We start from the raw sequence: 21,618 nt of genomic DNA on the forward strand, positions 1-21,618 counted from the left end.
ACCCAAAACGTAGAAAAACAGTATGCCTAAAGCAATATTTCGACTTTTATTTAGATTTAGGCTTTAAAACTACAAGCATAATTGCTTAATATTGGATTTCACTTACCCTCTAACAGATAAGAGTTAGTCATGAATAACATTACCCTTGCTCCTGTACAAACTGATCAACCCTCTCATTTGATGCCAGTATTTGGCCGTCAGCCGATCAGCTTTGTCCGAGGTCGAGGCTCTTATCTGTACACTGAGGATGGTACTGAATACTTTGATGCGCTAACGGGCATTGCAGTCTGTGGTTTAGGCCATGCTCATCCTGTCATTGCGGAAGCGATTGCAGAACAAGCGGCAACGCTCATTCATACCAGTAACTTGTTTGAAGTGCCTTGGCAAACGGCTGCAGCACAAAAACTTGCTGAAGTTGCTGGCATGGAAGAAGTATTCTTTTCAAACAGTGGTGCAGAGTCCAATGAAGGTGCAATCAAAATTGCCCGTAAATTTGGCTACATGCAAGGCATTGCCAATCCAAAAATCATTGTTGCAGAGCACTCTTTCCATGGGCGTACCATGGCAACGTTATCGGCAACAGGCAACAAAAAAGTCCAAGAAGGCTTTGGCCCATTGGTTGAAGGTTTTATTCGTGTCCCATTCGGCGACATTGAAGCCATTGAAGAAGCCGCAATTCACCATCCAGACATCGTCGCAATCTTTGTCGAACCAATTCAGGGCGAAGGTGGGGTCAACACTGCTCCGCAAGGCTTTAGCTACTTGGAAGAGATTCGTCAAATCTGTAATCAACACAACTGGCTGATGATGTTGGACGAAGTTCAAACAGGTAATGGTCGTACGGGCGAATACTTTGCTTACCAACACACCAACATCATTCCTGATGTACTCACCACAGCCAAAGGTTTAGGCAATGGCTTCCCCATTGGTGCGGTGATGACTCAAGGCCGTGGTGTAGGCGTATTGACCGCGGGTAACCACGGTTCTACGTACAGTGGTTCAGCATTGGGTTCGCGTGTGGTGTATACCATCATCGACATTATGCAAAAAGAAAACATTGTTCAAAATGCGGCTGAACAAGGTGCGTACATCGTAGAACAACTGCGTAACCAACTTGCCGATCAAAATGTGATTGTCCGTGGCTTTGGTTTGATGATTGGTGTGGAGCTACCAAAAGCATGTGGTGACTTGGTCAACATTGCTCGTGATGAATACCACACCATTATTAACGTTACTGCGGGTTCTGTAGTGCGTTTACTGCCGACCTTGAACATTACCAAAGATCAGGCGGATCAACTGATTGAACGTCTAGTGAAAATGATTAAAGCGTACTTGGCTTAAGACAAAAAGTCTGGTTCTAAAATTGCTTTTTGCATATTTCGGAACCAGACTTTTTGAAATGAATTGGCCAACTAAATATTAAAGTTTTGGATCACGCATTTGAACCAAATTTGCATTGGTTTTAGTTAAGGTTTCTATCACTTTATTCATGACTGCCGGTACCAAGGCATCTGCCATTTGCGCAGCTTGTAAGCCTAACTTCTCACCTAAAGTCGGTTTCTTACGCGTTGAGATGACATAAACATCATGATCGGTCAGCAAATTAAGTAAATAAGCATCTGAGGTTTGCAACTGATCGACCAAATTCAAATCTAAAGCATCTTGTCCATACCAGTGCTCACCTGTCGCAACTTTCTCAACATTGAGTTGTGGACGGTATTTTTCAACAAAGTGTTTAAACAGCACATGCGTCTGTTGTAACTCTTCTTCAAACTTCGCCTTACCTTCTGCTGTATTTTCACCAAACATCGTCACTGTACGTTTATATTGGCCTGCTGTGTACAGTTCAAAATCGATATTGTGTTCTTTTAGCAGACGATTAAAGTTAGGGACTTGCGCGACTACACCAATTGAACCAACAACCGCAAAAGGTGCAGCAATAATCTGATTGGCGATACACGCCATCATATAACCGCCACTCGCTGCAACTTTATCGACACAGATAGTGAGATTGAAACCTGCATCACGTAAACGTACCAATTGTGCAGCAGCCAAACCATATCCATGTACCATACCGCCTGGGCTTTCTAAACGTACCACAACGCGATCACGGCCTGCTTTGGCTGTCGCTAAAATCAAGGTAATTTCTTCACGTAAGCTTTCTACCGCTGTTGCCGCAGTATCACCTTTAAAATCTAGAATATAAACTTTTTGATTGGCTTTTTTACGGTGACGAGACTCTTTCGCTAACTGCTGAGTCAGCTGCAATAACTCCAATTTAGAGGCTGTTGTTTGCGCAATTTTTTTACGTTGTTCATTGATACGCGCATTTAAATGTGTAATTCGAATTTCAGCGGGAAGTTTCGGTAAATGAAATAACATAGAAATTATATTCTCTAAAATAATACGTCGGTATATGACCTAGATTAGGTCAATGGCATTTTTTTTCAATAGCCATTTTTTGTTTTATTCTGTAATGCGTTATCTTTCACATTTAATCATTTACAAGATGAGTCAATCTCTCAGACAGCACACCTTCGCATCTTTTGTCCAATATGACTCTAATACACAATGTCCATTATCATGACTGTTGAATCACCAAACTTAATGCTCACTCATAAAAAAACAGAGCGCGTAGGCTCTGTTTTTTAAAATATTTCAAGTTGTGCGTATTAACCGAAACGACCTGTAATATAGGCTTCAGTTAACTGATGATCTGGCTGAGTGAAGACTTTCTCGGTTGAGTTCACTTCAATCAAGTCACCTAAATGGAAGTAAGCGGTACGGTCTGATACACGTGCAGCCTGCTGCATTGAGTGCGTCACAATCGCAATCGTATACTGCGTTGAAAGCTCAGAAATAAGCTCTTCCACTTTCGCTGTTGCAATCGGGTCAAGCGCTGAACATGGCTCATCCATCAAAATCACTTCAGGGCTCACCGCAATGGTACGTGCAATACATAAACGCTGCTGCTGACCACCGGACAAGCCTGTGCCCGGTTGGTTTAAACGGTCTTTGACTTCATCCCAAAGGCCCGCTTTACGTAAGCTGTTTTCTACAATTTCTTCTAAGTCATACTTATCACGCGCTAAACCATGCAGTTTAGGGCCATAAGCCACGTTATCAAAAATTGACTTTGGGAATGGGTTTGGTTTTTGGAATACCATACCTACTTGAGCGCGAAGCAGTACCACATCGAGGTTTGGGTCATAAATATCTTGATTATCCAACATCACTTTACCCGTCACACGACAGCTATCAATGGTGTCGTTCATACGGTTCAATGTACGCAAGAAGGTCGATTTACCGCAGCCCGATGGCCCAATAAATGCAATCACTTCATTTTCGTAGATATTCAGATCAATCCCTTTAATCGCTTCAGCTTCGCCATAGTAAACATGTACATCTGAAGTGCTGAGTTTGACTTGTCCTTGTGCCTGATCTTTCTTAGCAGAAGTCTGTGTATCAAACTGCGACACAAAAGAAGTACCCTGCTGACCTGAGGTCGTATTCGAGTTTGTAAATTGAGTGTGTTCTTGATTCACTGTTTGATCCTGATCTAAGGAATTTTTAACAACGGTATTCATATTTTGCCCTCACTTACCAACGGACTTCAAATTTCTTACGTAACCAAATTGCAATACTGTTGAGTCCAATCATCATTGCAAGCAGAACAATAATCGCAGCCGCTGTACGTCCTTCGAAGAAGTTACGCAGCTCATTACCTTGCCACAAGAAAATCTGTACAGGTAAAGCACTCGATTGATCAAATGGAGTTGTAGGCACGCTTGCAACAAATGCACTCATACCAATTAATAACAGCGGTGCAGTCTCACCTAATGCTTGTGCTACACCAATAATTGCACCCGTTAGAATCCCCGGTAGTGCAAGGGGTAAAACGTGATGGAATACGGTTTGTACACGTGAAGCACCTAGCCCTAAAGCTGCCTGACGAATTGAAGGAGGTACAGCTTTCAACGATGCACGTGTCGTAATAATCACCGTTGGTAAAGTCATTAAGCTCAGTACCAAACCACCGACCAATGGCGCAGAAAGCGGTAAATGCATCCAGCCAATAAAAATCGCAGCACCGAGCAAACCAAAAACAATTGATGGTACAGCTGCAAGGTTGTTAATGTTGACTTCAATGACATCAGTGATCCAGTTTTTAGGCGCAAATTCTTCAAGATAAATTGCAGATGCCACACCAATTGGAATCGAAATAATGATCACGATCAGCATCATGAACAGCGATCCCATGAATGCCCCTGCTAAACCTGAAGTTGCAGGAGAACTACGCGAGTCTGGACTGACGAAGATGTTGGTATTGAAAGTATTTTCCATTACCCCTGAAGCTTTCATTTCATCGGCAAGTTGACGAACTTCTGGGCTCAACTGTTGCTGTTCATCAGGCAAACTACGGTCAATATTTCCTGCGAGCCACACATCAACGTTTGCATCGGCAAGTACTTTAATGTCTTCTTTTTTCCCGACTAATGATGGATCTTTCATCACCATATCACGTAAGCGATACGCTTCAGAACTGGTGTACAAAGAAGCCAAATCATCGCGTTTAGAAGCAAGTGCTGGGTCTTTTGCAATCATGGCATTCACGATTAAAGCATCCCAATCCACCATGCCCATTTCAGTTTGCCAAGCAATAAAACGCTCCTCAAACTGCGCTGGAGATTCGCCTGCACGCTGTACAGGTTTTGCACCTGTCGTAATAATGGCAGGGTCAAAGTACACGGGTAAACTCATGCTACTTTGCCAAAAAGCAGGTAAACCTTTCGATAAAATACTGCCAAAAAGTAACGCGACAAAGAATAAACCTGCAATCACTGCCGAGAAACCAAAGAAACGAAAGGTTTTTTCTTTACGGTGACGTTTTGCCAATGAATTACTGATCGTTTGCTTACGCTTTTCTCGTAATTCTGCCGCATGTTGTGGATCAAATACTTGATCTGCTGTGCTATTAGAAGTCGTCATTAGTCGTATTGCTCACGATATTTACGCACGATGTACAGTGCAACAATGTTCAAACCAAGCGTAATTACAAAGAGGGTCAGACCTAGTGCAAATGCCACCAAAGCTTGCGGGCTTGCAAAGTCAGTATCACCAGTCAATTGGTTTACGATGGTAATGGTCACAGTTGAAATGGCTTCAAGTGGATTGGCATGCAATAAAGGACTATTCCCTGCTGCAAGCACCACAATCATGGTCTCACCGATGGCACGTGATGCTGCAAGCAAGAACGCGCCGATAATGCCCGGAAGTGCTGCTGGTATCACTACCTGACGAATGGTTTCAGACTTTGTCGCGCCTAAACCTAATGAACCATCACGTAATGAACGTGGTACCTGCGTGATAATGTCGTCAGACAGCGATGAAACGAAAGGAATAATCATGATACCCATGACGAAACCAGCAGTGAGTGCGCTGGTTGCGTTGATGTGTAAACCAACGGATTCACCAAGCATTTTAAAGAATGGGCCAATGATCATCAGTGCAAATACACCGTAAACAATGGTTGGAATCCCTGCGAGCACTTCAATGGTTGGTTTTGCCCATGAGCGGAAACCAGAAGATGCATATTCAGCAAGATAGATCGCGATCATTAAACCCACAGGGACTGCAACCAAGAGTGCAATACCACTGACCATTAAGGTGCCCCAAAGTAGCGGAAGCAAACCATAACTGCCATCTGCACTACCTGAAGTACTGAAGCCTGGGTTCCATTCTGTGCCGAAGAAAAAGTCGAGCGGACTCACGAAGTGGAAGAATCGCATCGCTTCGCTGAACATCGACATCACGATACCAATCGTGGTTAGAATCGCGACACCAGAACAGAGCGCAAGTGCAACATTAATGGTTTTCTCAACTTGGTTACGAGCGCGGAACTGAGTTGCAATGCGCTTTTTCGCAGCGACTAAACCTGCCAGTGCTGCACAAATCACCACTGCAATTTTTGCAAATGTACCAATGCTTTGAAACTTCGCCAGTTGCTCCGCAGCAGCAAGCTCATACGCGGCTGGTGTATCTGTTACACCAAAACCTGAGGCAATCGCTTCCACACGGTTGATCAACACATCTGTACTAGCAGCATCTAAGGTTGCAGCGACTTGTGCTGGCACGTGATTTAACACCACATGATTCAAAACATTTGGTTCAACAATATTCCAAACAATCAAAATTAAAAAAGCAGGGATACCACACCACAAAGCCACTAACGCACCGTAATACCCCGGACGTGAGTGTAATTTTGCAGAATTATTTCCCTTACCTGCTAAGTTACGGCTCTGACTTAAGCCCATTTGATAGGCTATGGCGATCAGTGCCAATAACACACCTATAAGTAGCAGATTCATGTATTCTCCACGGTTCTTTCAATTTTCATTATTTGAAAAAACTTAATCCTAGTAAAAAACGTCAAAGGTAGGACTTGCCTACCGTTGACTGTTTCTACGCTTAATTACTTAACCGCTTTGCCTGCTTTGAAGTTCGCAAGAACTGCTGCACGCTCTTTGTCTGACATTGAGATCAAACCAGCACGCTCAAGCTTAGAACCTTTACCTGATACTTTCTTGCTAACGAAGTATTCAGTGTATTCTTTTAAGCCTTTGATTGATTTCAAATGCTCACCCTTCACGTAGAAGAATAATGGGCGAGAAACTGGATATGAACCATTCAAAATCGTCTTTTCAGATGGTGCAACATTGTTCACTGTCGCTACGCGTAACTTGTCACGGTTTTGGTCATAGAAACCTAAACCAAACACACCCACTGCGCTAGGCGAGGTTTTTAAGCGCGCCAAAGTTTCAGTGTAGTCACCCGCAATCTCAATCACTTTGCCGTCTTTACGGAAAGTTGAACATGCTTTCTTTTGTGCATCTTTATCCATTGCTTTGATTGCTGCATAAGTTTCACAGCCTGCATCAACCATTTTTTCTTGGAACACTTCACGTGTACCGTGGTTTGATGCTGGAATCACTAAAGTGATTGGTTCGTTTGGAAGGCTTTTGTCAATTTGGTTCCAACGTGTATATGGGTTTGCAACCATTTTACCGTTAGATGGTAACTGCGCTGCTAAAGCTGCATAGACGTGCTGTGGACGTAATTTGTATGCTGCTTTGCTTGCATTTGAAGCGAACACAATACCGTCATAACCAATTTTGATTTCGATCACTTGGTTCACACCAGCTTTCTTACAAGCCGCTAATTCTGTATCTTTAATTTTACGAGATGCGTTTGCGATATCGATGGTGTTATCACCCACACCATTACAGAACTGTTTCAAGCCACCTGAAGAACCGCCAGAACCAACAACGGGTGCTTTAAATTGTGGGAAAGTATTGCCAAATTCTTCAGCAACAATACTTGCATATGGTAAAACTGTTGAAGAACCCGCAATTTGGATTGTGTCACGAGCTGCGTTTGCCGTGGTTGCTACAGCTGCCCCAGAAACTACTACTGCAAGTGCGATATGGTTTAAGCGCATATTTGTTATCTCACATATTAAACATTTTGAAGTACGCCACTTTTTATTCAGTCTTGTACTTTTTTGGATAACTGCATTTTGATTTCAGAATATGACAAGCAAGTTACAGCATTGTGACACTTTCATGATGTTTATTTTTATTTGCCCATGATTCGTTACACTTTGTTTAATTTCACCCAGTTTAAACACCTAAAGAATTTTTCTTATTTTGATATAACACGAGTACGTAGTTCATTTTACACCAACTTTTTCAAATTTTTATAAGAAATAAAAACTTTTAAAATCAATGTATAAAATAAATAAAAATCCATATGCTTTGATTTTTTTAATCTTGTATAACCCTTTTTAATCTAGAAAAATTTGCGTATGCTCATATGCAGAATCCACATAGACCTTCGCCATTTGTCAGAATTCCATAACCCATAAATGACAAATGAGTGATGTCATATTTAGAAAATTGAGCGTCATTTAGGTCTTAATTTTTTACCTTTTATCTCTTGTTTATTACTGAAAAAATACCATGCTCATCTCCAATACGAGAGCCAATTTATGACTTTTAGACTCAGACACCTTTCTGATTTTTAAAAATACTTCTCCAAATAATGGGTATTTCTGGGGGACAGCACTTTATCTTTTTTTCTAAGAGATAGCTCAATGAAGGAGATTTTGGGTTTCTCATCCCCTTACTGCCGCCTTAACCATTCATTTTTCGTAAGAAGCATGACAAGTCATGAATACGACATTTCTCATGACAGCTAGCCAAACACGTTTATTTGCCCCAATTTGCCGTGATTATGACAAGGACTTGCCTGTTGCGGAGGTCATGCCTTTAACTTGAAAATTCATGAAGGAAATCATTTGCCTGTTGAAAATCAAAAGCCCGAATATTTAGCTTTAGTCTTAAGCATTGAAGCTCATTTTCCTGAAAATTATAGTTCAAGCAGATATCGAAAACTACTTCATAGAAAAATAAAGCTTCTCCAACATAATTAAAATTAGAAACTTAGCCAGTGATGTTATATTCCTTAATCTTTAGAACACATAAAAAAAGGAGCTGATATCAGCTCCTTTTTTAACACAAACAATCGATTAAGCAATTGCAGGTGTATAGGTTCCATCTGCGATTGGACCTTTGATACGATCCGCTTCTGCAAGGACAAGACCAAGCAGGTTCTTCACGTTATCTAAAGTCGCAACTGGACTTAAAGTCGTCATTTTCAATGATTGATTTTGACCCACTTTAGTTACGCCAATATTCGCTTCACCACGTGCAAACAATTCATCTGCAACGTTTTGGTTTAAGGTATCAAGCAATTCTACTGGATAGTCTTCTGGAACCACACGGAACAATACAGATGCAAATTGTGGATCAACCAACATCTCTAAACCAGCAGTTGCATTGATATAATCAGCAACGTCACGTGTAAGCGTCACGCCGTGGTCAATCATAGAACCATACAGTTCTTCACCAAGCGCTTCAACAGTCATCCAAAGCTTCAACGCGTCAAAACGACGTGTGGTTTGAAGTGACTTAGACACGAGGTTAGGCACGCCATGCTCTTCGTCATAAGCAGAGTTTAAATACTCAGCTTCATAGTGCATGAAACGATAATTCGCTTCATCTTTTAGTAAGAACGCACCACAAGAGATGGTTTGGAAGTAATGCTTATGGAAATCCAGCGTAATTGAGTCAGAAAGCTCAATACCATCCAACATATCGCGATGATTGTTCGATAGGATTAAAGCACCACCCCACGCCGCATCGATGTGCATCCACGCGCCATATTTGTTGGTGATTTCACGAATTTGCTTCAGTGGATCAATTGCACCTGCATCGGTCGTACCCGCAGTTGCAACCACACACGCCACGATTTTACCTTCAGCTTGAAGGTGAGCCATGGTTTTTTCAAGTGCATCCACATCCATCTGCGCGTTCTCGTTCACAGGAACGGTCACGACTGATTGGAAGCCCATGCCCATCATCGCCATGTTCTTTTGCACAGAGAAGTGTGCATTTTCAGAACAAATGACTTTGACGTTGCGCATCGCATCGCCTGGCACGCCATCACGCTGTACAGACCACGGATTACCGTTTTCGTCTTTCCAGTTTTTCGCAATACATGCATCACGTGCAAGCAGTACACCCATCAAGTTTGACTGTGTACCACCAGAAGTGAACACACCAGCTTGACCTGCACCATAACCCACTTTTTGACGAAGCCAGTCAATCAACTGAACTTCCATCAATGAACCTGCAGGACTTTGGTCCCAAGAATCCATTGATTGGTTCGTTGCATTAATCAGCACTTCAGCAATTTGACTGGTCACCATAGTTGGACAGTGCAAGTGCGCGAGCGAGTGCGGGTGATGGACTTTTAAGCTTTTGTTTAAGAAAAGCTCAACCATACGTTCAAGTGACTTTTGTACACCTAAACCTTCTTTAGAAGGATTAAATGCAATCGCACTGCGGAGCTCTTTGATGCTACCGCCCGTGTACATTTTGTCGTTTTGCAACCATGCTGCAACTGCTTTAGTCGCTTGGTCCATTGCTGACGAGTAGTCAGCAATAGATGCAGCATCATTGCAGAGTAACGCCTTACGGTGTTCTGCAAAATCAACCATGATTACGCGCCTCGAGTTGCAACAAGTGCTTCAGCAATTGCTTTCTTGAAGCGAGAAACCGCTTCAACACATTCATCATGAGTGATGATAAGTGGGCAAAGTAAACGAATGACTGTACCGTTACGACCGCCTTTTTCTAACAACAATTTGTTGTTAAAGCATGCCGCTTGGATCGCTGCTGCCAATTGACCATCTGCAGGTAAAGACCCCATATGATCCGCTGGTTTACGTTCATCAACAATTTCAACACCAATCATCAAACCACGGCCACGCACGTTACCGATACATGGGAACTCTTGAGCAAGCTTTTTAAATTCAGCTTGTAAGAAATCACCACGTTCTTGTGCATTTTGCGCAAGGTTTTGTTCTTTGATGGTTTTGATTGTTGCAAGACCAGTACCCATTGCCAATTGGTTACCACGGAAAGTACCCGTGTGACCTGCTGGCTGCCAAGCATCAAACTTACGTTTAATACCTAACACAGCAAGCGGTAAGCTACCACCAACGGCTTTAGACATCACCACTACGTCAGGTTCAATACCCGCATGTTCAAATGCGAACATTTTGCCTGAACGTGCAAAGCCTGCTTGAACTTCGTCAAGAATCAACACAATGTTGTGTTTTTCAGTCACTTCGCGGATTTTTTTCAACCATTTGGTTGGCGCAGTTACCACACCGCCTTCACCTTGAATTGCTTCAAGAATGACAGCCGCTGGCTTGGTTACACCACTTTCAACATCTTCAATGAAGTTTTCAAAGAAATATGTCAAAGCATCCACACCCGCTTCACCACCTAAACCAAGTGGGCAACGGTATTCATGCGGATACGGCATAAATTGAACGCCTGGCATTAAACCATTTACAGCATTTTTCGCAGACAGGTTACCTGTCATTGCAAGAGCGCCGTGCGTCATACCATGGTAACCACCAGAGAAACTAATCACTGTGCTACGACCGGTATACGTCTTCGCTAATTTAATTGCTGCTTCCGTGCCATCTGCACCAGATGGACCACAGAACTGTAGACAATACTCTTCCTTACCGCCTGGTAATTGTTCAAGTAATGCTTCAGTAAATGCATCTTTTAAAGGTGTCGTTAAATCCAAAGTATGTAAAGGAAGACCACTTGCAAGTGTATCTTGAATACTTTGAATTACCGCAGGATGATTATGGCCCAAAGCCAATGTTCCTGCCCCAGCTAAACAATCGAGGTACTCTGTACCTTCAACATCAGTAACCCAGCAGCCTAATGCTTTGGCTATCGCTAACGGTAATTTCCGTGGATAGCTACGAACATTGGATTCCATCTGACTTTGGCGAGTCAAATAGTATTCGTTAGTAGTATTAGTGGCAGGGTTTACAGAAGAAACGCTCATATCGAATTACCATCTCTGATATGGGTTGAAAGAAATAAGTCGGGTGACTTTTGGTCCTTTGACTCGGCGCTTTATAAATCTAGTCAGATAGCGTTTGGATACTTCATAACTAGGAGGCGGATGATACAGAAATTTTCAATAAAATAAACAGCTTTTGGACATTATCTGCCAGAAATTTACTAAAAAAATATATCATGCCAAACCATAGCTTAAATTATCCTCTTATAGTGTGACAACGTAAAGAAAAGCCGATGAATTTATTTATTTTTCAACTTCGCCGCAAAATTTCAAAATACGCACCTGAGTTGAAAAATAAGTTTTTGAAATAAATAACTTTATCTAGGTTTTTTTAAAAAACATTTTGTACCTTTTTTTACAATCCAACCACAATATTTTCGCAAATTCACCACAAATTGGCTTTAAGCTTTTTACAAATGTTGCAAAACTCCTCCTAAATAAAAAAGGAATAAAAATGCGTCAATTCTTCATCCCAGCAATCGCGCTTAGTGCTTTATTTAGCTCAGCAGTTTTTGCTCAGTCTGAGAACCAATTAAACTACAATATTGTCAATGTTCAGGCCGAGGCAACACGCCAAGTATCCAACGATTTAATGAATGCAACGCTTTACATTGAACGTAGTAACAAACAACCTGCTGAACTCGCAACACAAATTACGCAGCTCATGAATCAAGCCACAGCTTTAGCTCGTAAATATCCAAGCGTAAAAGTCGAAACAGGTTCTCAAACCACCTACCCAATTTACAACGATGACAACCAAAAGTTAAAAGAATGGCGTGGTCGTGCTGAAATTAATTTAGAAAGTACCGATTTTAAAGCAGCGAGCCAGTTGATTGGTGAGCTACAGCAAAATTTCCAAACCCAGTCAATCGGCTTTAGTGTGTCCGACACACAACGTAAGAAAGTGGAAAATGAGCTGATTGTTGAAGCATCGAAAAACTTTCAACAGCGTGCGCAATCATTAGCACAAGCATGGAGTAAGTCAGGTTATAACTTGGTTAACTTAAACATTAATACCAGCAACTACTACCCTCGCCCAGTCATGATGCGTGCAGAAAGTGCAAAATTTGCAGCAGCTGATGCGCCAATGCAAGATGTAGCTGGCGGTGAATCTAAAATCACTGTGAATGCAAATGGTACTGTTCAACTTAAATAACAGATTTCATTCAAATTCATCTAAAAAGCCACGTTAAACGTGGCTTTTTTATTGTGTGTCCATCAAGAAAACTTTAATTCGCCTATTAATTTCAGTGTTTTAATTGCAATAAGTGATAATGGTTATTATTTGATTTCAACAAAGTTCAGCATATGATAGCCGCGCTATTTATTATGGATTGCGCACAAAAGCATGATTTCATCACGTCTTCATCTGCAGGATCGCAGATTATTCAAAGCCAAACAACTCAGCATTGCGATTGGGCTTTCTATGAGCTGCTTGACCTATGCACAAGCAGAAGAACTCACTGAAGCAACGAGCAACAATGTGCTTCCGACCATCAAACTTGAAGCACAAGGCAACTGGTTAGAAGATGCTAATGCAGAAAAAGTGCAAAAGCATGCAGGTGCTCGTACGATTATTACTCGCAATCGCTTAGATGAAGTTGCTGCGACTTCAATTAAAGATGCCCTGAAGCAAGTGCCTGGTGTTCAAGTCCAAGAAAATAATGGTACTGGTGGCAGTGATGTTTCACTCAATATTGGTGTTCGTGGTTTAGCCTCACGTTTATCTCCTCGTTCTACAGTACTGCTTGATGGTGTCCCGCTATCATTTGCGCCTTATGGACAGCCTCAGCTTTCTCTAGCACCGGTATCATTAGGCAATATTGAATCTGTGGATGTGGTTCGTGGAGCAGGTTCTGTACGTTTTGGACCGCAGAACGTTGGCGGTATCATTAACTTTGCAACTCGCGCGATTCCTCAAGAGTTTGCAGGTAATATCAGCCTAACGACCGAATATGCTTCGGGTACAGATCAAGTTAAATACAGCCCGAACCTATTTGTAGGCGGAACCTTAGATAATGGTTTAGGCCTTGCTCTGCTATATTCGGGTACAAAAGGTGATGGCTACCGTGAAGCCAATAATAAAACTGACATTGATGATGTCATGTTAAAAATGGCCTATCAAATTACGGATGCTGATGCGATTGCCTTAAACCTACATCACTATGAAGTTATGGTGAAATGCCTGAAGGCTTAACTGCTGAAAAATATGCACAAAACCCTTATCAGTCAAATAAGTCACGTAATTATTTCTCTGGTCGCCGCTCAGATGTGTCATTCCGCTATACACATCAAGATGAAAAAAATAACTTTGAATTGCTGACCTATTATATTGACTCATTTCGCACGAGCGACTTAGAGAAAGATGTTAGTACAACGACTTCGCGTATGGATACCTCTCCACGCGACTATAAAGTTTTTGCCATTGAACCGCGTTGGTCTCGTGCATACCAATTAGGTAACTCAAATAGCGAATTTACTATCGGCTATCGTTATTTAGATGAAGATAGTTCTGAGTTCTCAGGTCGCTCATCTACATATGCATTGAATGCACCTGTGACCGAAATTAAAGCACGTACCACTAGTGAAGGTGGCACTAAAGCACATGCAATTTATGCAGATAACCGCTTCGATTTAGGTAACTGGGTCATCACACCGGGACTACGTTTTGAATCAATTGAAACACATAACAATTTTACTGCCTATAACCAAGGCGTAGCAGTTAATACCGTTTCACCAAAAATTGATTCAGATGAGTTTTTACCAAGCCTATCGGTTATGTATAAAGCGTCAGACAATTGGAACATTTTTGCCAATGCGGGCGTTTCATTCGGCCCACAACAATATAACCAATTGGCACGTTTAGAAGGTGGTGTTGCACAAAGCACAACTGATGGCTTGCACCCTGAAAAGTCCAACAACTATGAAATTGGGACGAAGTATTTAGGCAATGGTCTAAATGCAGAATTAACCGCGTTTTATTTAGATTTCGACAAAGAACTCAGCTTAGTACCTAGTGCTCAAAATAGTAATATTTGGACGGATCTTGGAGCAACTAGTCATAAAGGTGTAGAACTTGGTCTGGCTTATGACTTTGCCTATTTAACCGATGCGCTTGAGGGCTTAAAACTCTATAGCAACTACACCTTCACCAAAGCTGTGGCTGAAGCAGGCGACTTTGAAGACAAAGATCTTCCGTTCTACTCACGCCACACAGCAAATGTTGGTTTAGGCTATAAAGTGAATCAATGGAGCGTCAATGCAGATATGTTTGCCCAATCTAAGCAGCATTCTCCAGGTTCGGGTGATACCTATCAAACTGACGAATCGGATGATGGAAAATTAGGTGATATTCCAGGTTATTCCACTTTTGCCGTGCGTACAGCCTATGACTTTGGTGAGCAATTCCACGGTTTAAAAATCGCGGGTGGCGTTAAAAACGTGTTTGATAAACAATATTTCACACGTTCTACTGACTCAACAGGCGGAAAATATGTAGGGCAACCACGTACCTTCTACCTTCAAACGTCATTTGACTTCTAAAACTGAAAGCCAATTCGTTCAACTACATTGAACTAGTAAAAAAGACTACATTTTTGTGGTCTTTTTTATTTTAACAATATGACAAAATTATGACTCTCTTCCATACTTGATAAACACAATCCACTTTCATGACTCTTTCAGAACTTAATTTATCGCTTTTTTCATGGATTAATGCTTCTCCTGAAGCCACTAATACTAGTATTCATTTTGCCATTTTCATCGCCAATGACCTGCTCTATTGTATGATTTTACTGTTTGCTTGGTTTTGGCTACGTGGTAACTATGACACTAAAAAACAGATATTGAAGGCGTTTATCTTTACCAGTATCGCCATTTTGATCAGCCAATGTATTTCTCATGTGTATTATCACCCACGGCCTTTCGTCATGGAGGTCGGACGCACACTCATTTACCATGCACCCAATGGCTCTTTCCCGAGTGACCATATGTTGATTTTTAGCAGTATCGCCTTTTCTTATCTATTCTCTGCGCAGCGTAAAGTGGGAGCTTTTCTCTTGATTATGGCTTGGCTGGTTGCATGGTCACGTGTTTATCTTGGTGTGCACTTCCCTTTAGATATGCTCGGGGCTTTTCTATTGGCTTTTGCCTTAAACTTCTTTGGATTAAAGCTTTGGAATCTCTATAAAGAGAAAATCATGCAATGGGCACTCACCATTCACTTTTACTTATTTAAGCCACTTATTCAAAAAGGCTATATCAAATAACTATTGCTTTAAAACAAAAAATCCCGCTCGAAAGCGGGATTTTTTTAATGCGTTTAAATCAGTAGATCGCCATGTGGTTGCGATGGATCATCTCAAGTGAACGTGCTTCACCTAGGACTTGGTGTACTTTATCTGACGCCAAGCCCTTTACCAGCTCCGCAGAACGCGAACTAAAATTGACACGCCCGACTGCAACACGACCGCCTTGAATATCAACGCACTCAACCACGTCACCGCGCTCAAAATGCCCTTCCACAGCTTTCACGCCAACTGGAAGCAAACTACGATGGTTGTCTTTAATGGCTTTGACAGCACCATCATCCAACACCAAACGACCCGCAGTTTGTAAGTGAGCCGCTAACCACTGTTGATGAGCAGTAATGCGGTCATTGTCAGTAATAAACAATGTCCCAAGCATTTCACCATCCATCAAACGTGCAAGCACATTGTCACTTTCACCACTGGCAATCAGCGTTGGACAGCCAGACTTTGCAGCCAAGCGTGCAGCACGAACTTTGGTCAACATCCCACCACGACCAAACTTACCGCCACCGCCAGCCATATCAAACAAGCTCTCATCTAAAGCACGCACAGTATGGAACAATTTAGCGTCTGGATTTGAACGTGGGTCTGAGTCGAACATCCCCTGCTGGTCGGTCAAAATAATTAACAAATCAGCATGGACTTGACCAGCAACCATCGCAGCAAGCGTGTCATTGTCACCAAAACGAATTTCATCGGTCGAAACCGTGTCATTCTCGTTGATTACAGGAATGACATGCCATTCAATCAAGTTCTGTAACGCGTCACATGAGTTCAAATAACGACGACGGTCTGCCAAGTCATCATGGGTTAATAACACTTGCGCAGTCTGAATGTGATGTTTTTCAAGCACACTTGACCACGTATGTATAAGGCCCATCTGACCAATGGCAGCACACGCCTGAAGACTGGGTAGATCGGTGGGTCGGCTGTCTAGCTTCATACGAACCATACCTTCAGCCACAGCTCCTGACGACACCAGAATAATCTCATGTCCTGCATTGTGTAGATCTGCAATTTGTTTCGCCCAATGCGAAATTGCATCTATATCTAAACCTTGCCCATTTGCTGTGAGTAAAGATGATCCGATTTTAACAACGATTCGTTTACAAGCTTCGAGCTTACGTTGCCCATCTACCACTTCTATCATCTTGTCCTCAGTTACTCATTACGAGCTTAACGTACGTAAAACACTTCCATTTCGCCGTCATCTTCATCATCGTCTTCATCATCATCAGCCAACAGGCCAGCAAGACGTTGTTGGCGACGCATTTCACGATATGCTTCTTTAGCGGCAATCGTTTGTTCGCGTGTTTCAGCTTCAAGCTGCTCACGGAATGCTTTTACTTCTGCTGCATAATCAGGATCTTCAAGCTCACGTTCGCGTTGTTGCTCAATTTGATCCATCAGGTAATATACAACTGGTTTTGTCCCTTCAGACATCAAACCTGAAGTTTTGAATACAGGGCCATCCCACTGCATTTCATCTAAGATATGCTGACACCATTCATCACGCGTATCGTCTGCAAGTTGGTCAACTTTGTTTAACACTAGAACGATAGGTAACTTTGAAAGTGTCGGAGAGAATTTCTCTAACTCACCCAAGATCGCTTTTGCATTGTATGCAGGATCAGAACCATCAATCGGCTGAACATCCACAATGTGAAGCAAAATACGCGTACGCGCCAAGTGCTTTAAGAAACGAATACCAAGACCCGCACCTTCAGAAGCCCCTTCGATCAAGCCAGGAATATCCGCCATTACAAATGAACGGTGACTGTCCGCATCAACCACACCAAGGTTTGGAACCATCGTAGTAAACGGATAGTCTGCAACTTTAGGTTTTGCTGCTGATACAGCACGAATAAACGTCGATTTACCTGCGTTTGGCATACCCAGTAAGCCGACATCGGCTAATACTTTTAGCTCTAAACGAATTTCACGAAATTCGCCTTTAAAACCATGGGTACACTTACGTGGCGAACGGTTCGTCGATGATTTAAAGTGAGTATTACCCAAACCACCATCACCACCCGCTGCGACAAGTACACGCTGACCACTTTCAACCAAGTCGCCAATAATGTCACCTGAGTCAGTGTCAACAATGGTTGTACCTACAGGAACCTTTAATACTGTGTCTTCACCACCACGGCCCGCGCAGTTCGCGCCACGACCATTTTTAGCTCGCTCCGCACGGAAGCGGCGAGTATAACGGAAGTCTACAAGGGTACTGGTATTATCATCAGCTTCGATAAATACGCTACCACCACGACCACCATCACCACCGTCTGGACCACCAAAAGGTACGAATTTTTCACGGCGAAAACTGGCTACGCCATTGCCACCGTCGCCAGCCTCTACGGTAATGACTGCTTCATCAACAAAGCGCATGCTGCCAATCCTCTAAATACTTTAAAACCGCATATTCTGCCATATTTTACAAAATTTCTCGAATAGAATTATTCAGCGAAACATGAAATTTAGTCACAAAAATACCAAAATCTAATTTTTTGACACTTTTCACCTGATTTTATTCATTTTTAATTTAAATGAGCTGACCATTTAGTCGTTAGATCGCTCTTCGAGTTATTTTATTCAATCCTACTCAACTTTTATTTTCAAGAAGGATTTTTATAAGAAAATAGCGTGCTAAAAGAGTAGATTGTTTGATCACAAGCCTTTTTCAGAGCCTGAAATTCTAATCAAATCTAATCCACTTCCGCACTCTGGAGGAATTCACTCTTAAAATGCAATTAAGGATTGTCACAACCAATCCAGAATACTTGTCATCTTTTATTTTAAAGCTGCCACTTGTTCTTTGCTTTCTAGAATTTCAGGTAAACTTTTTTCAATCCACCCAATCAAATACATGGTTTTCTCAGCAGCTTGTGAACCCAAGATCGTCAATTGGTACTCTACTTTGGGCGGCACCACGGGATAGACCGTCCGTAGAATAAAGCCATCATGCTCAAGCGTTTTGAGCGTTTGAGAAAGCATTTTCTCACTCACCCCTTCTATACGCTGCTTGAGTTCACTAAAACGATGTACGCCATCACTTAAACAACGCAACACCAATACCGACCATTTACTCGTAAGATGCTCCAAAATTTCACGAGACGGACACTCCGTGGATAAAACTTGACCTAACAATTTGCTTGTCGCATAGGTGTGCATCATTTCTCTCCATTTGGTTTATTACTTACTTTTTGGTATGTACTTACATTTAGTAAGTTAACAGATTAAGATACAACCATCAAGTATAGAAAACAACCAATATAGGTGAATTATGAAAATTGCAATCACAGGCGCAACAGGACAACTTGGCAACCTCGTTATAGAGCAACTCTTGCAGTTGACTGCTGCCCAGAATATTGTTGCGTTAGTTCGTAACATCGATAAAGCTGAACATTTCAAAGTCCAAGGTATTGAGCTGCGTGAGTTTGATTATGACCACCCTGAAACACTAGCTCCTGCTCTATCAGGAATAGATAAGTTATTACTGATTTCAGCCAATGAAATTGGTCGCCGTACACCTCAACACCAAGCAGTGATTGATGCTGCGAAAGTGGCCAGCGTACCTTATCTTGCTTATACCAGCTTACTTCGTGCAGATAAGTCCCCACTCGGCTTAGCCCAAGAACACCGCGAAACCGAAAAACTAATTCAAGACAGTGGAATCACTTATACCTTCTTAAGAAATAACTGGTATAGCGAAAACTACCTTGCAGGTGTTGCTCACACCATTGAAATTGGGACTCTTTTTGGCGCAGCTCAAGATGGCCGAATTAGCTCAGCATCACGTATAGATTTTGCTGAAGCTGCAGCTAAAGTCTTAACCTCAACGGGCCATGAGAATAAAACCTATGAATTGGCAGGCTCTGAAAGTTTTACTAAAGCTGATTTGGCTCAATTCATCAGTCAGGCAACACATAAGCCAGTCATCTATCAAAATTTGTCTGCCGATGACCTGCGTCAAGGCTTAATTCAAGCCAGCCTCCCAGCACACTTGATTGATGTGATTGTAGATGCCGATGTGCAAACCGCCAAAGGTGCGATGTACAGCGACAGCAAAGACTTAGAACAATTGATTGGACGTAAGACCACCAGTATTCAAGATGCGATTAAAGCTGCACTTTAAGGCACTCTTTTAATCTTCACATTCAAACACCGCCAATGATTGGCGGTGTTTTTTATGGATGAATATTCTTCACGGGTAGAGTCATATTCATCTCTAAATTCGCAGTTGTGCTTCGCTCTATGTTGTACATGGTGGCATTGAAGCTTGCTATTTTGCGCATAGTCATTGGGTCATTCAAATTTAACTGTGGTGCAAACTGATGCAACACATGCAGTCGCACTTGCTCATTGAACTCAAAATAGACCAAGCCCTTAAACATAATTTTGATCGGGACCTGATAGTCTTGCTTTAAATGAAATGGTACAGCCAGCTTAATTGGAATATCTAAAGTGAGTGGAAACTTAGGCAACAGTTTATTCTGATAAATTAGATCTGTAGTTGTCTCCAACGGCATGTTTTGATCAATCAGCACCTCGGTTTGATAATCAACCGATACTGAAACAGGTACTTCTACTTCAAACTCTAAATTTGCCAAATATTTCCCCGTCAAAGGCAGGTTGATTTTTTGATCAATTTTCAGTTGCGTATCTAGAGTCCCAACAGATTGGGTTTCTAAATAATTACCCACTTGGATTTTTGTCGGTAAGGAGTCTGATAGTTGAATTTGTGCTTCACTCGCAGACACTTGCATACTGGCTTGAATATTCAGGTACAACCAAAACAGTGCACCCACTAAAATTACAACGCATACAAAACTCAATACAAGCCGCTTCGTAGACTGGAATATCCACATACTCCCTCCTATGGCTTCACGTGTTCTTGAGGTTGAGGTTTTTCACGCAGTAATTGCAAGCTATTCAGTGGAATTTTCAACTCACCCTGCTTGATTTCAATTGGTAATGTATTTTGCACATCCACCGACGCTTTCAATGCTGTTTTAATTGGAACGTTTAAATGCCCTTGTATTGGAATATTGGTCTTAACCACGGTATTTACTGGAATATGTAAGTTTTCTTTCAGTACGGTTTTCACAGGCGCATCAAATTTGAGGTGTACCTGCTGTTCAAGTGGCACATCAATATGAATCGGCACATCCAGTTGAATGGGAATATTACCTTTTAAAGGTAAAGTCACATCTCGTCCCATAACTTTCACCTGTACCTTGGTATCTACAGGCATGTTCTGATTAATTTTCAAGGTTTCACGTACTGGAATGGTGGTTTTAATCGGAACTTGATTATCAAAATATACTCGTGGAGTCAGCGTTTGGGTCAGGGGAATATTCAGGTTTTCACGAATCGGAATTTCTGCATTAACGCGTCCTGTGACATCCACATCTAAGGCATCATGAATTTTAACTTCGGCTTGTAAAGGCTCTTGCAGATCAATACTGACTTTTTGATTTTCTAAGGGAATATAAATATTAAAGTGTTTAAACGTCCAAATAGCGATAAGCACACCGCATACAGATGCCAACACAATGAATGCCAATCCACTTAGCACATGCTTCACTTGCAAATTCAAATTCCTTTTGTTTTATTTTCTTTTATCTGACAAATATCATCCTTTTGTCAGCTTAGAAAGTCATTGGGGACGGTATACCAACCAGACTCTTTAGTTTTTATCGTCCTATTTTACACAGTATTCTAATTATTCTAAGTAAATTACTAGGGATTAAACATTGGCAACTCTTAGCACTCAAGCCAATACTTATGT

Annotated in this window: 16 protein-coding genes and 2 pseudogenes; 6 read left to right on the plus strand and 12 right to left on the minus strand. The window is 41.8% G+C overall.

Translation table 11 applies throughout. The annotated features are described in order from the left end of the window. Positions 1–129: 129 nt before the first annotated feature. Positions 130–1,341 carry an aspartate aminotransferase family protein gene (locus GVX98_RS07270; protein WP_005399664.1) on the plus strand — a complete coding sequence of 404 codons (1,212 nt, stop codon included), beginning with the start codon at positions 130–132 and terminating at the stop codon, positions 1,339–1,341. Positions 1,342–1,419: 78 nt separating this feature from the next. On the opposite strand, the gene sohB is transcribed toward GVX98_RS07270, so the two are convergent. The 5 genes from sohB to GVX98_RS07295 all read right to left on the minus strand — a co-directional run bounded on the left by sohB (position 1,420) and on the right by GVX98_RS07295 (position 7,498). Further along, on the minus strand, positions 1,420–2,391 hold the full coding sequence (gene sohB, locus GVX98_RS07275) for a protease SohB (RefSeq protein ID WP_317455073.1): 972 nt from the start codon (positions 2,389–2,391) through the stop codon (positions 1,420–1,422). A gap of 281 nt (positions 2,392–2,672) precedes the next feature. Next, positions 2,673–3,587, minus strand: a complete 915-nt coding sequence (gene pstB, locus GVX98_RS07280) for a phosphate ABC transporter ATP-binding protein PstB (protein ID WP_159127660.1) — start codon at positions 3,585–3,587, stop codon at positions 2,673–2,675. A 13-nt stretch (positions 3,588–3,600) separates the two neighbouring features. Beyond that, the gene (pstA, locus tag GVX98_RS07285; RefSeq protein ID WP_004693595.1) at positions 3,601–4,989 is read right to left on the minus strand and encodes a phosphate ABC transporter permease PstA; all 1,389 of its coding nucleotides are present in this window, start codon (positions 4,987–4,989) and stop codon (positions 3,601–3,603) included. Beyond that, a complete protein-coding gene (gene pstC / locus GVX98_RS07290) occupies positions 4,989–6,368 on the minus strand; it encodes a phosphate ABC transporter permease subunit PstC (RefSeq protein WP_004980352.1) in 1,380 nt (459 codons plus the stop codon). Before pstC ends, pstA begins: the two co-directional genes overlap by 1 nt. 104 nt (positions 6,369–6,472) lie before the next feature. After that, entirely contained in the window at positions 6,473–7,498 is a 1,026-nt protein-coding gene (locus GVX98_RS07295; RefSeq protein WP_159127661.1) for a substrate-binding domain-containing protein, read from the minus strand. Between the two features lie 658 nt (positions 7,499–8,156). Between GVX98_RS07295 and GVX98_RS16915 the strand changes: the two are divergent. Then, a pseudogene (locus tag GVX98_RS16915) lies at positions 8,157–8,491 on the plus strand (aromatic ring-hydroxylating dioxygenase subunit alpha); the annotation flags it as partial. Between the two features lie 96 nt (positions 8,492–8,587). Here GVX98_RS16915 and GVX98_RS07300 read toward each other — a convergent pair. Continuing rightward, the gene (locus GVX98_RS07300; protein WP_159127662.1) at positions 8,588–10,120 is read right to left on the minus strand and encodes an aspartate aminotransferase family protein; all 1,533 of its coding nucleotides are present in this window, start codon (positions 10,118–10,120) and stop codon (positions 8,588–8,590) included. Between the two features lie 2 nt (positions 10,121–10,122). Beyond that, positions 10,123–11,496, minus strand: a complete 1,374-nt coding sequence (locus GVX98_RS07305; RefSeq protein WP_004693606.1) for a diaminobutyrate--2-oxoglutarate transaminase — start codon at positions 11,494–11,496, stop codon at positions 10,123–10,125. Between the two features lie 472 nt (positions 11,497–11,968). Between GVX98_RS07305 and GVX98_RS07310 the strand changes: the two genes are divergently transcribed. The 3 genes and pseudogenes from GVX98_RS07310 (at position 11,969) to GVX98_RS07320 (ending at position 15,782) form a co-directional block, all read left to right on the plus strand. Next, complete coding sequence (locus GVX98_RS07310; protein WP_004693610.1) at positions 11,969–12,670, plus strand: SIMPL domain-containing protein; 702 nt, start codon at positions 11,969–11,971, stop codon at positions 12,668–12,670. Between the two features lie 192 nt (positions 12,671–12,862). Next, positions 12,863–15,057: pseudogene (locus GVX98_RS07315) on the plus strand (TonB-dependent receptor family protein). A 128-nt stretch (positions 15,058–15,185) separates the two neighbouring features. Further along, complete coding sequence (locus GVX98_RS07320) at positions 15,186–15,782, plus strand: phosphatase PAP2 family protein (protein WP_078426719.1); 597 nt, start codon at positions 15,186–15,188, stop codon at positions 15,780–15,782. Positions 15,783–15,840: 58 nt separating this feature from the next. On the opposite strand, the gene proB is transcribed toward GVX98_RS07320, so the two are convergent. The 3 genes from proB to GVX98_RS07335 form a co-directional block, all read right to left on the minus strand. Then, positions 15,841–16,974, minus strand: a complete 1,134-nt coding sequence (gene proB / locus GVX98_RS07325; protein ID WP_005399671.1) for a glutamate 5-kinase — start codon at positions 16,972–16,974, stop codon at positions 15,841–15,843. Between the two features lie 26 nt (positions 16,975–17,000). Next, a complete protein-coding gene (gene cgtA / locus GVX98_RS07330) occupies positions 17,001–18,215 on the minus strand; it encodes an Obg family GTPase CgtA (RefSeq protein ID WP_004980365.1) in 1,215 nt (404 codons plus the stop codon). A gap of 402 nt (positions 18,216–18,617) precedes the next feature. Continuing rightward, positions 18,618–18,998, minus strand: a complete 381-nt coding sequence (locus tag GVX98_RS07335; RefSeq protein WP_159127969.1) for a helix-turn-helix domain-containing protein — start codon at positions 18,996–18,998, stop codon at positions 18,618–18,620. Positions 18,999–19,110: 112 nt separating this feature from the next. Here GVX98_RS07335 and GVX98_RS07340 point away from each other — a divergent pair, with 112 nt between their 5' ends. Continuing rightward, positions 19,111–19,962 carry an SDR family oxidoreductase gene (locus tag GVX98_RS07340; RefSeq protein ID WP_159127663.1) on the plus strand — a complete coding sequence of 284 codons (852 nt, stop codon included), beginning with the start codon at positions 19,111–19,113 and terminating at the stop codon, positions 19,960–19,962. Positions 19,963–20,014: 52 nt separating this feature from the next. On the opposite strand, the gene GVX98_RS07345 is transcribed toward GVX98_RS07340, so the two are convergent. Then, on the minus strand, positions 20,015–20,695 hold the full coding sequence (locus GVX98_RS07345) for a hypothetical protein (protein WP_159127664.1): 681 nt from the start codon (positions 20,693–20,695) through the stop codon (positions 20,015–20,017). Between the two features lie 8 nt (positions 20,696–20,703). Further along, positions 20,704–21,420, minus strand: coding sequence for an MFS transporter (locus tag GVX98_RS07350; RefSeq protein ID WP_159127665.1), 717 nt, complete (start codon positions 21,418–21,420; stop codon positions 20,704–20,706). Positions 21,421–21,618: the final 198 nt, after the last annotated feature.

Source organism: Acinetobacter sp. 8I-beige, assembly GCF_902505955.1.
GTDB classification, from domain to species: Bacteria; Pseudomonadota; Gammaproteobacteria; order Pseudomonadales; family Moraxellaceae; genus Acinetobacter; species Acinetobacter johnsonii.

Bases quoted from the DNA above. Each gene is read 5' to 3' on its own strand.
- GVX98_RS07270 (WP_005399664.1), top strand. From the start codon at position 130: ATGAATAACATTACCCTTGCTCCTGTACAAACTGATCAACCCTCTCAT.
- pstB (WP_159127660.1), bottom strand. From the start codon at position 3,587: ATGAATACCGTTGTTAAAAATTCCTTAGATCAGGATCAAACAGTGAAT.
- pstA (WP_004693595.1), bottom strand. From the start codon at position 4,989: ATGACGACTTCTAATAGCACAGCAGATCAAGTATTTGATCCACAACAT.
- pstC (WP_004980352.1), bottom strand. From the start codon at position 6,368: ATGAATCTGCTACTTATAGGTGTGTTATTGGCACTGATCGCCATAGCC.
- GVX98_RS07295 (WP_159127661.1), bottom strand. From the start codon at position 7,498: ATGCGCTTAAACCATATCGCACTTGCAGTAGTAGTTTCTGGGGCAGCT.
- GVX98_RS07300 (WP_159127662.1), bottom strand. From the start codon at position 10,120: ATGGTTGATTTTGCAGAACACCGTAAGGCGTTACTCTGCAATGATGCT.
- GVX98_RS07305 (WP_004693606.1), bottom strand. From the start codon at position 11,496: ATGAGCGTTTCTTCTGTAAACCCTGCCACTAATACTACTAACGAATAC.
- GVX98_RS07310 (WP_004693610.1), top strand. From the start codon at position 11,969: ATGCGTCAATTCTTCATCCCAGCAATCGCGCTTAGTGCTTTATTTAGC.
- GVX98_RS07320 (WP_078426719.1), top strand. From the start codon at position 15,186: ATGACTCTTTCAGAACTTAATTTATCGCTTTTTTCATGGATTAATGCT.
- proB (WP_005399671.1), bottom strand. From the start codon at position 16,974: ATGATAGAAGTGGTAGATGGGCAACGTAAGCTCGAAGCTTGTAAACGA.
- cgtA (WP_004980365.1), bottom strand. From the start codon at position 18,215: ATGCGCTTTGTTGATGAAGCAGTCATTACCGTAGAGGCTGGCGACGGT.
- GVX98_RS07335 (WP_159127969.1), bottom strand. From the start codon at position 18,998: ATGCACACCTATGCGACAAGCAAATTGTTAGGTCAAGTTTTATCCACG.
- GVX98_RS07340 (WP_159127663.1), top strand. From the start codon at position 19,111: ATGAAAATTGCAATCACAGGCGCAACAGGACAACTTGGCAACCTCGTT.
- GVX98_RS07345 (WP_159127664.1), bottom strand. From the start codon at position 20,695: ATGTGGATATTCCAGTCTACGAAGCGGCTTGTATTGAGTTTTGTATGC.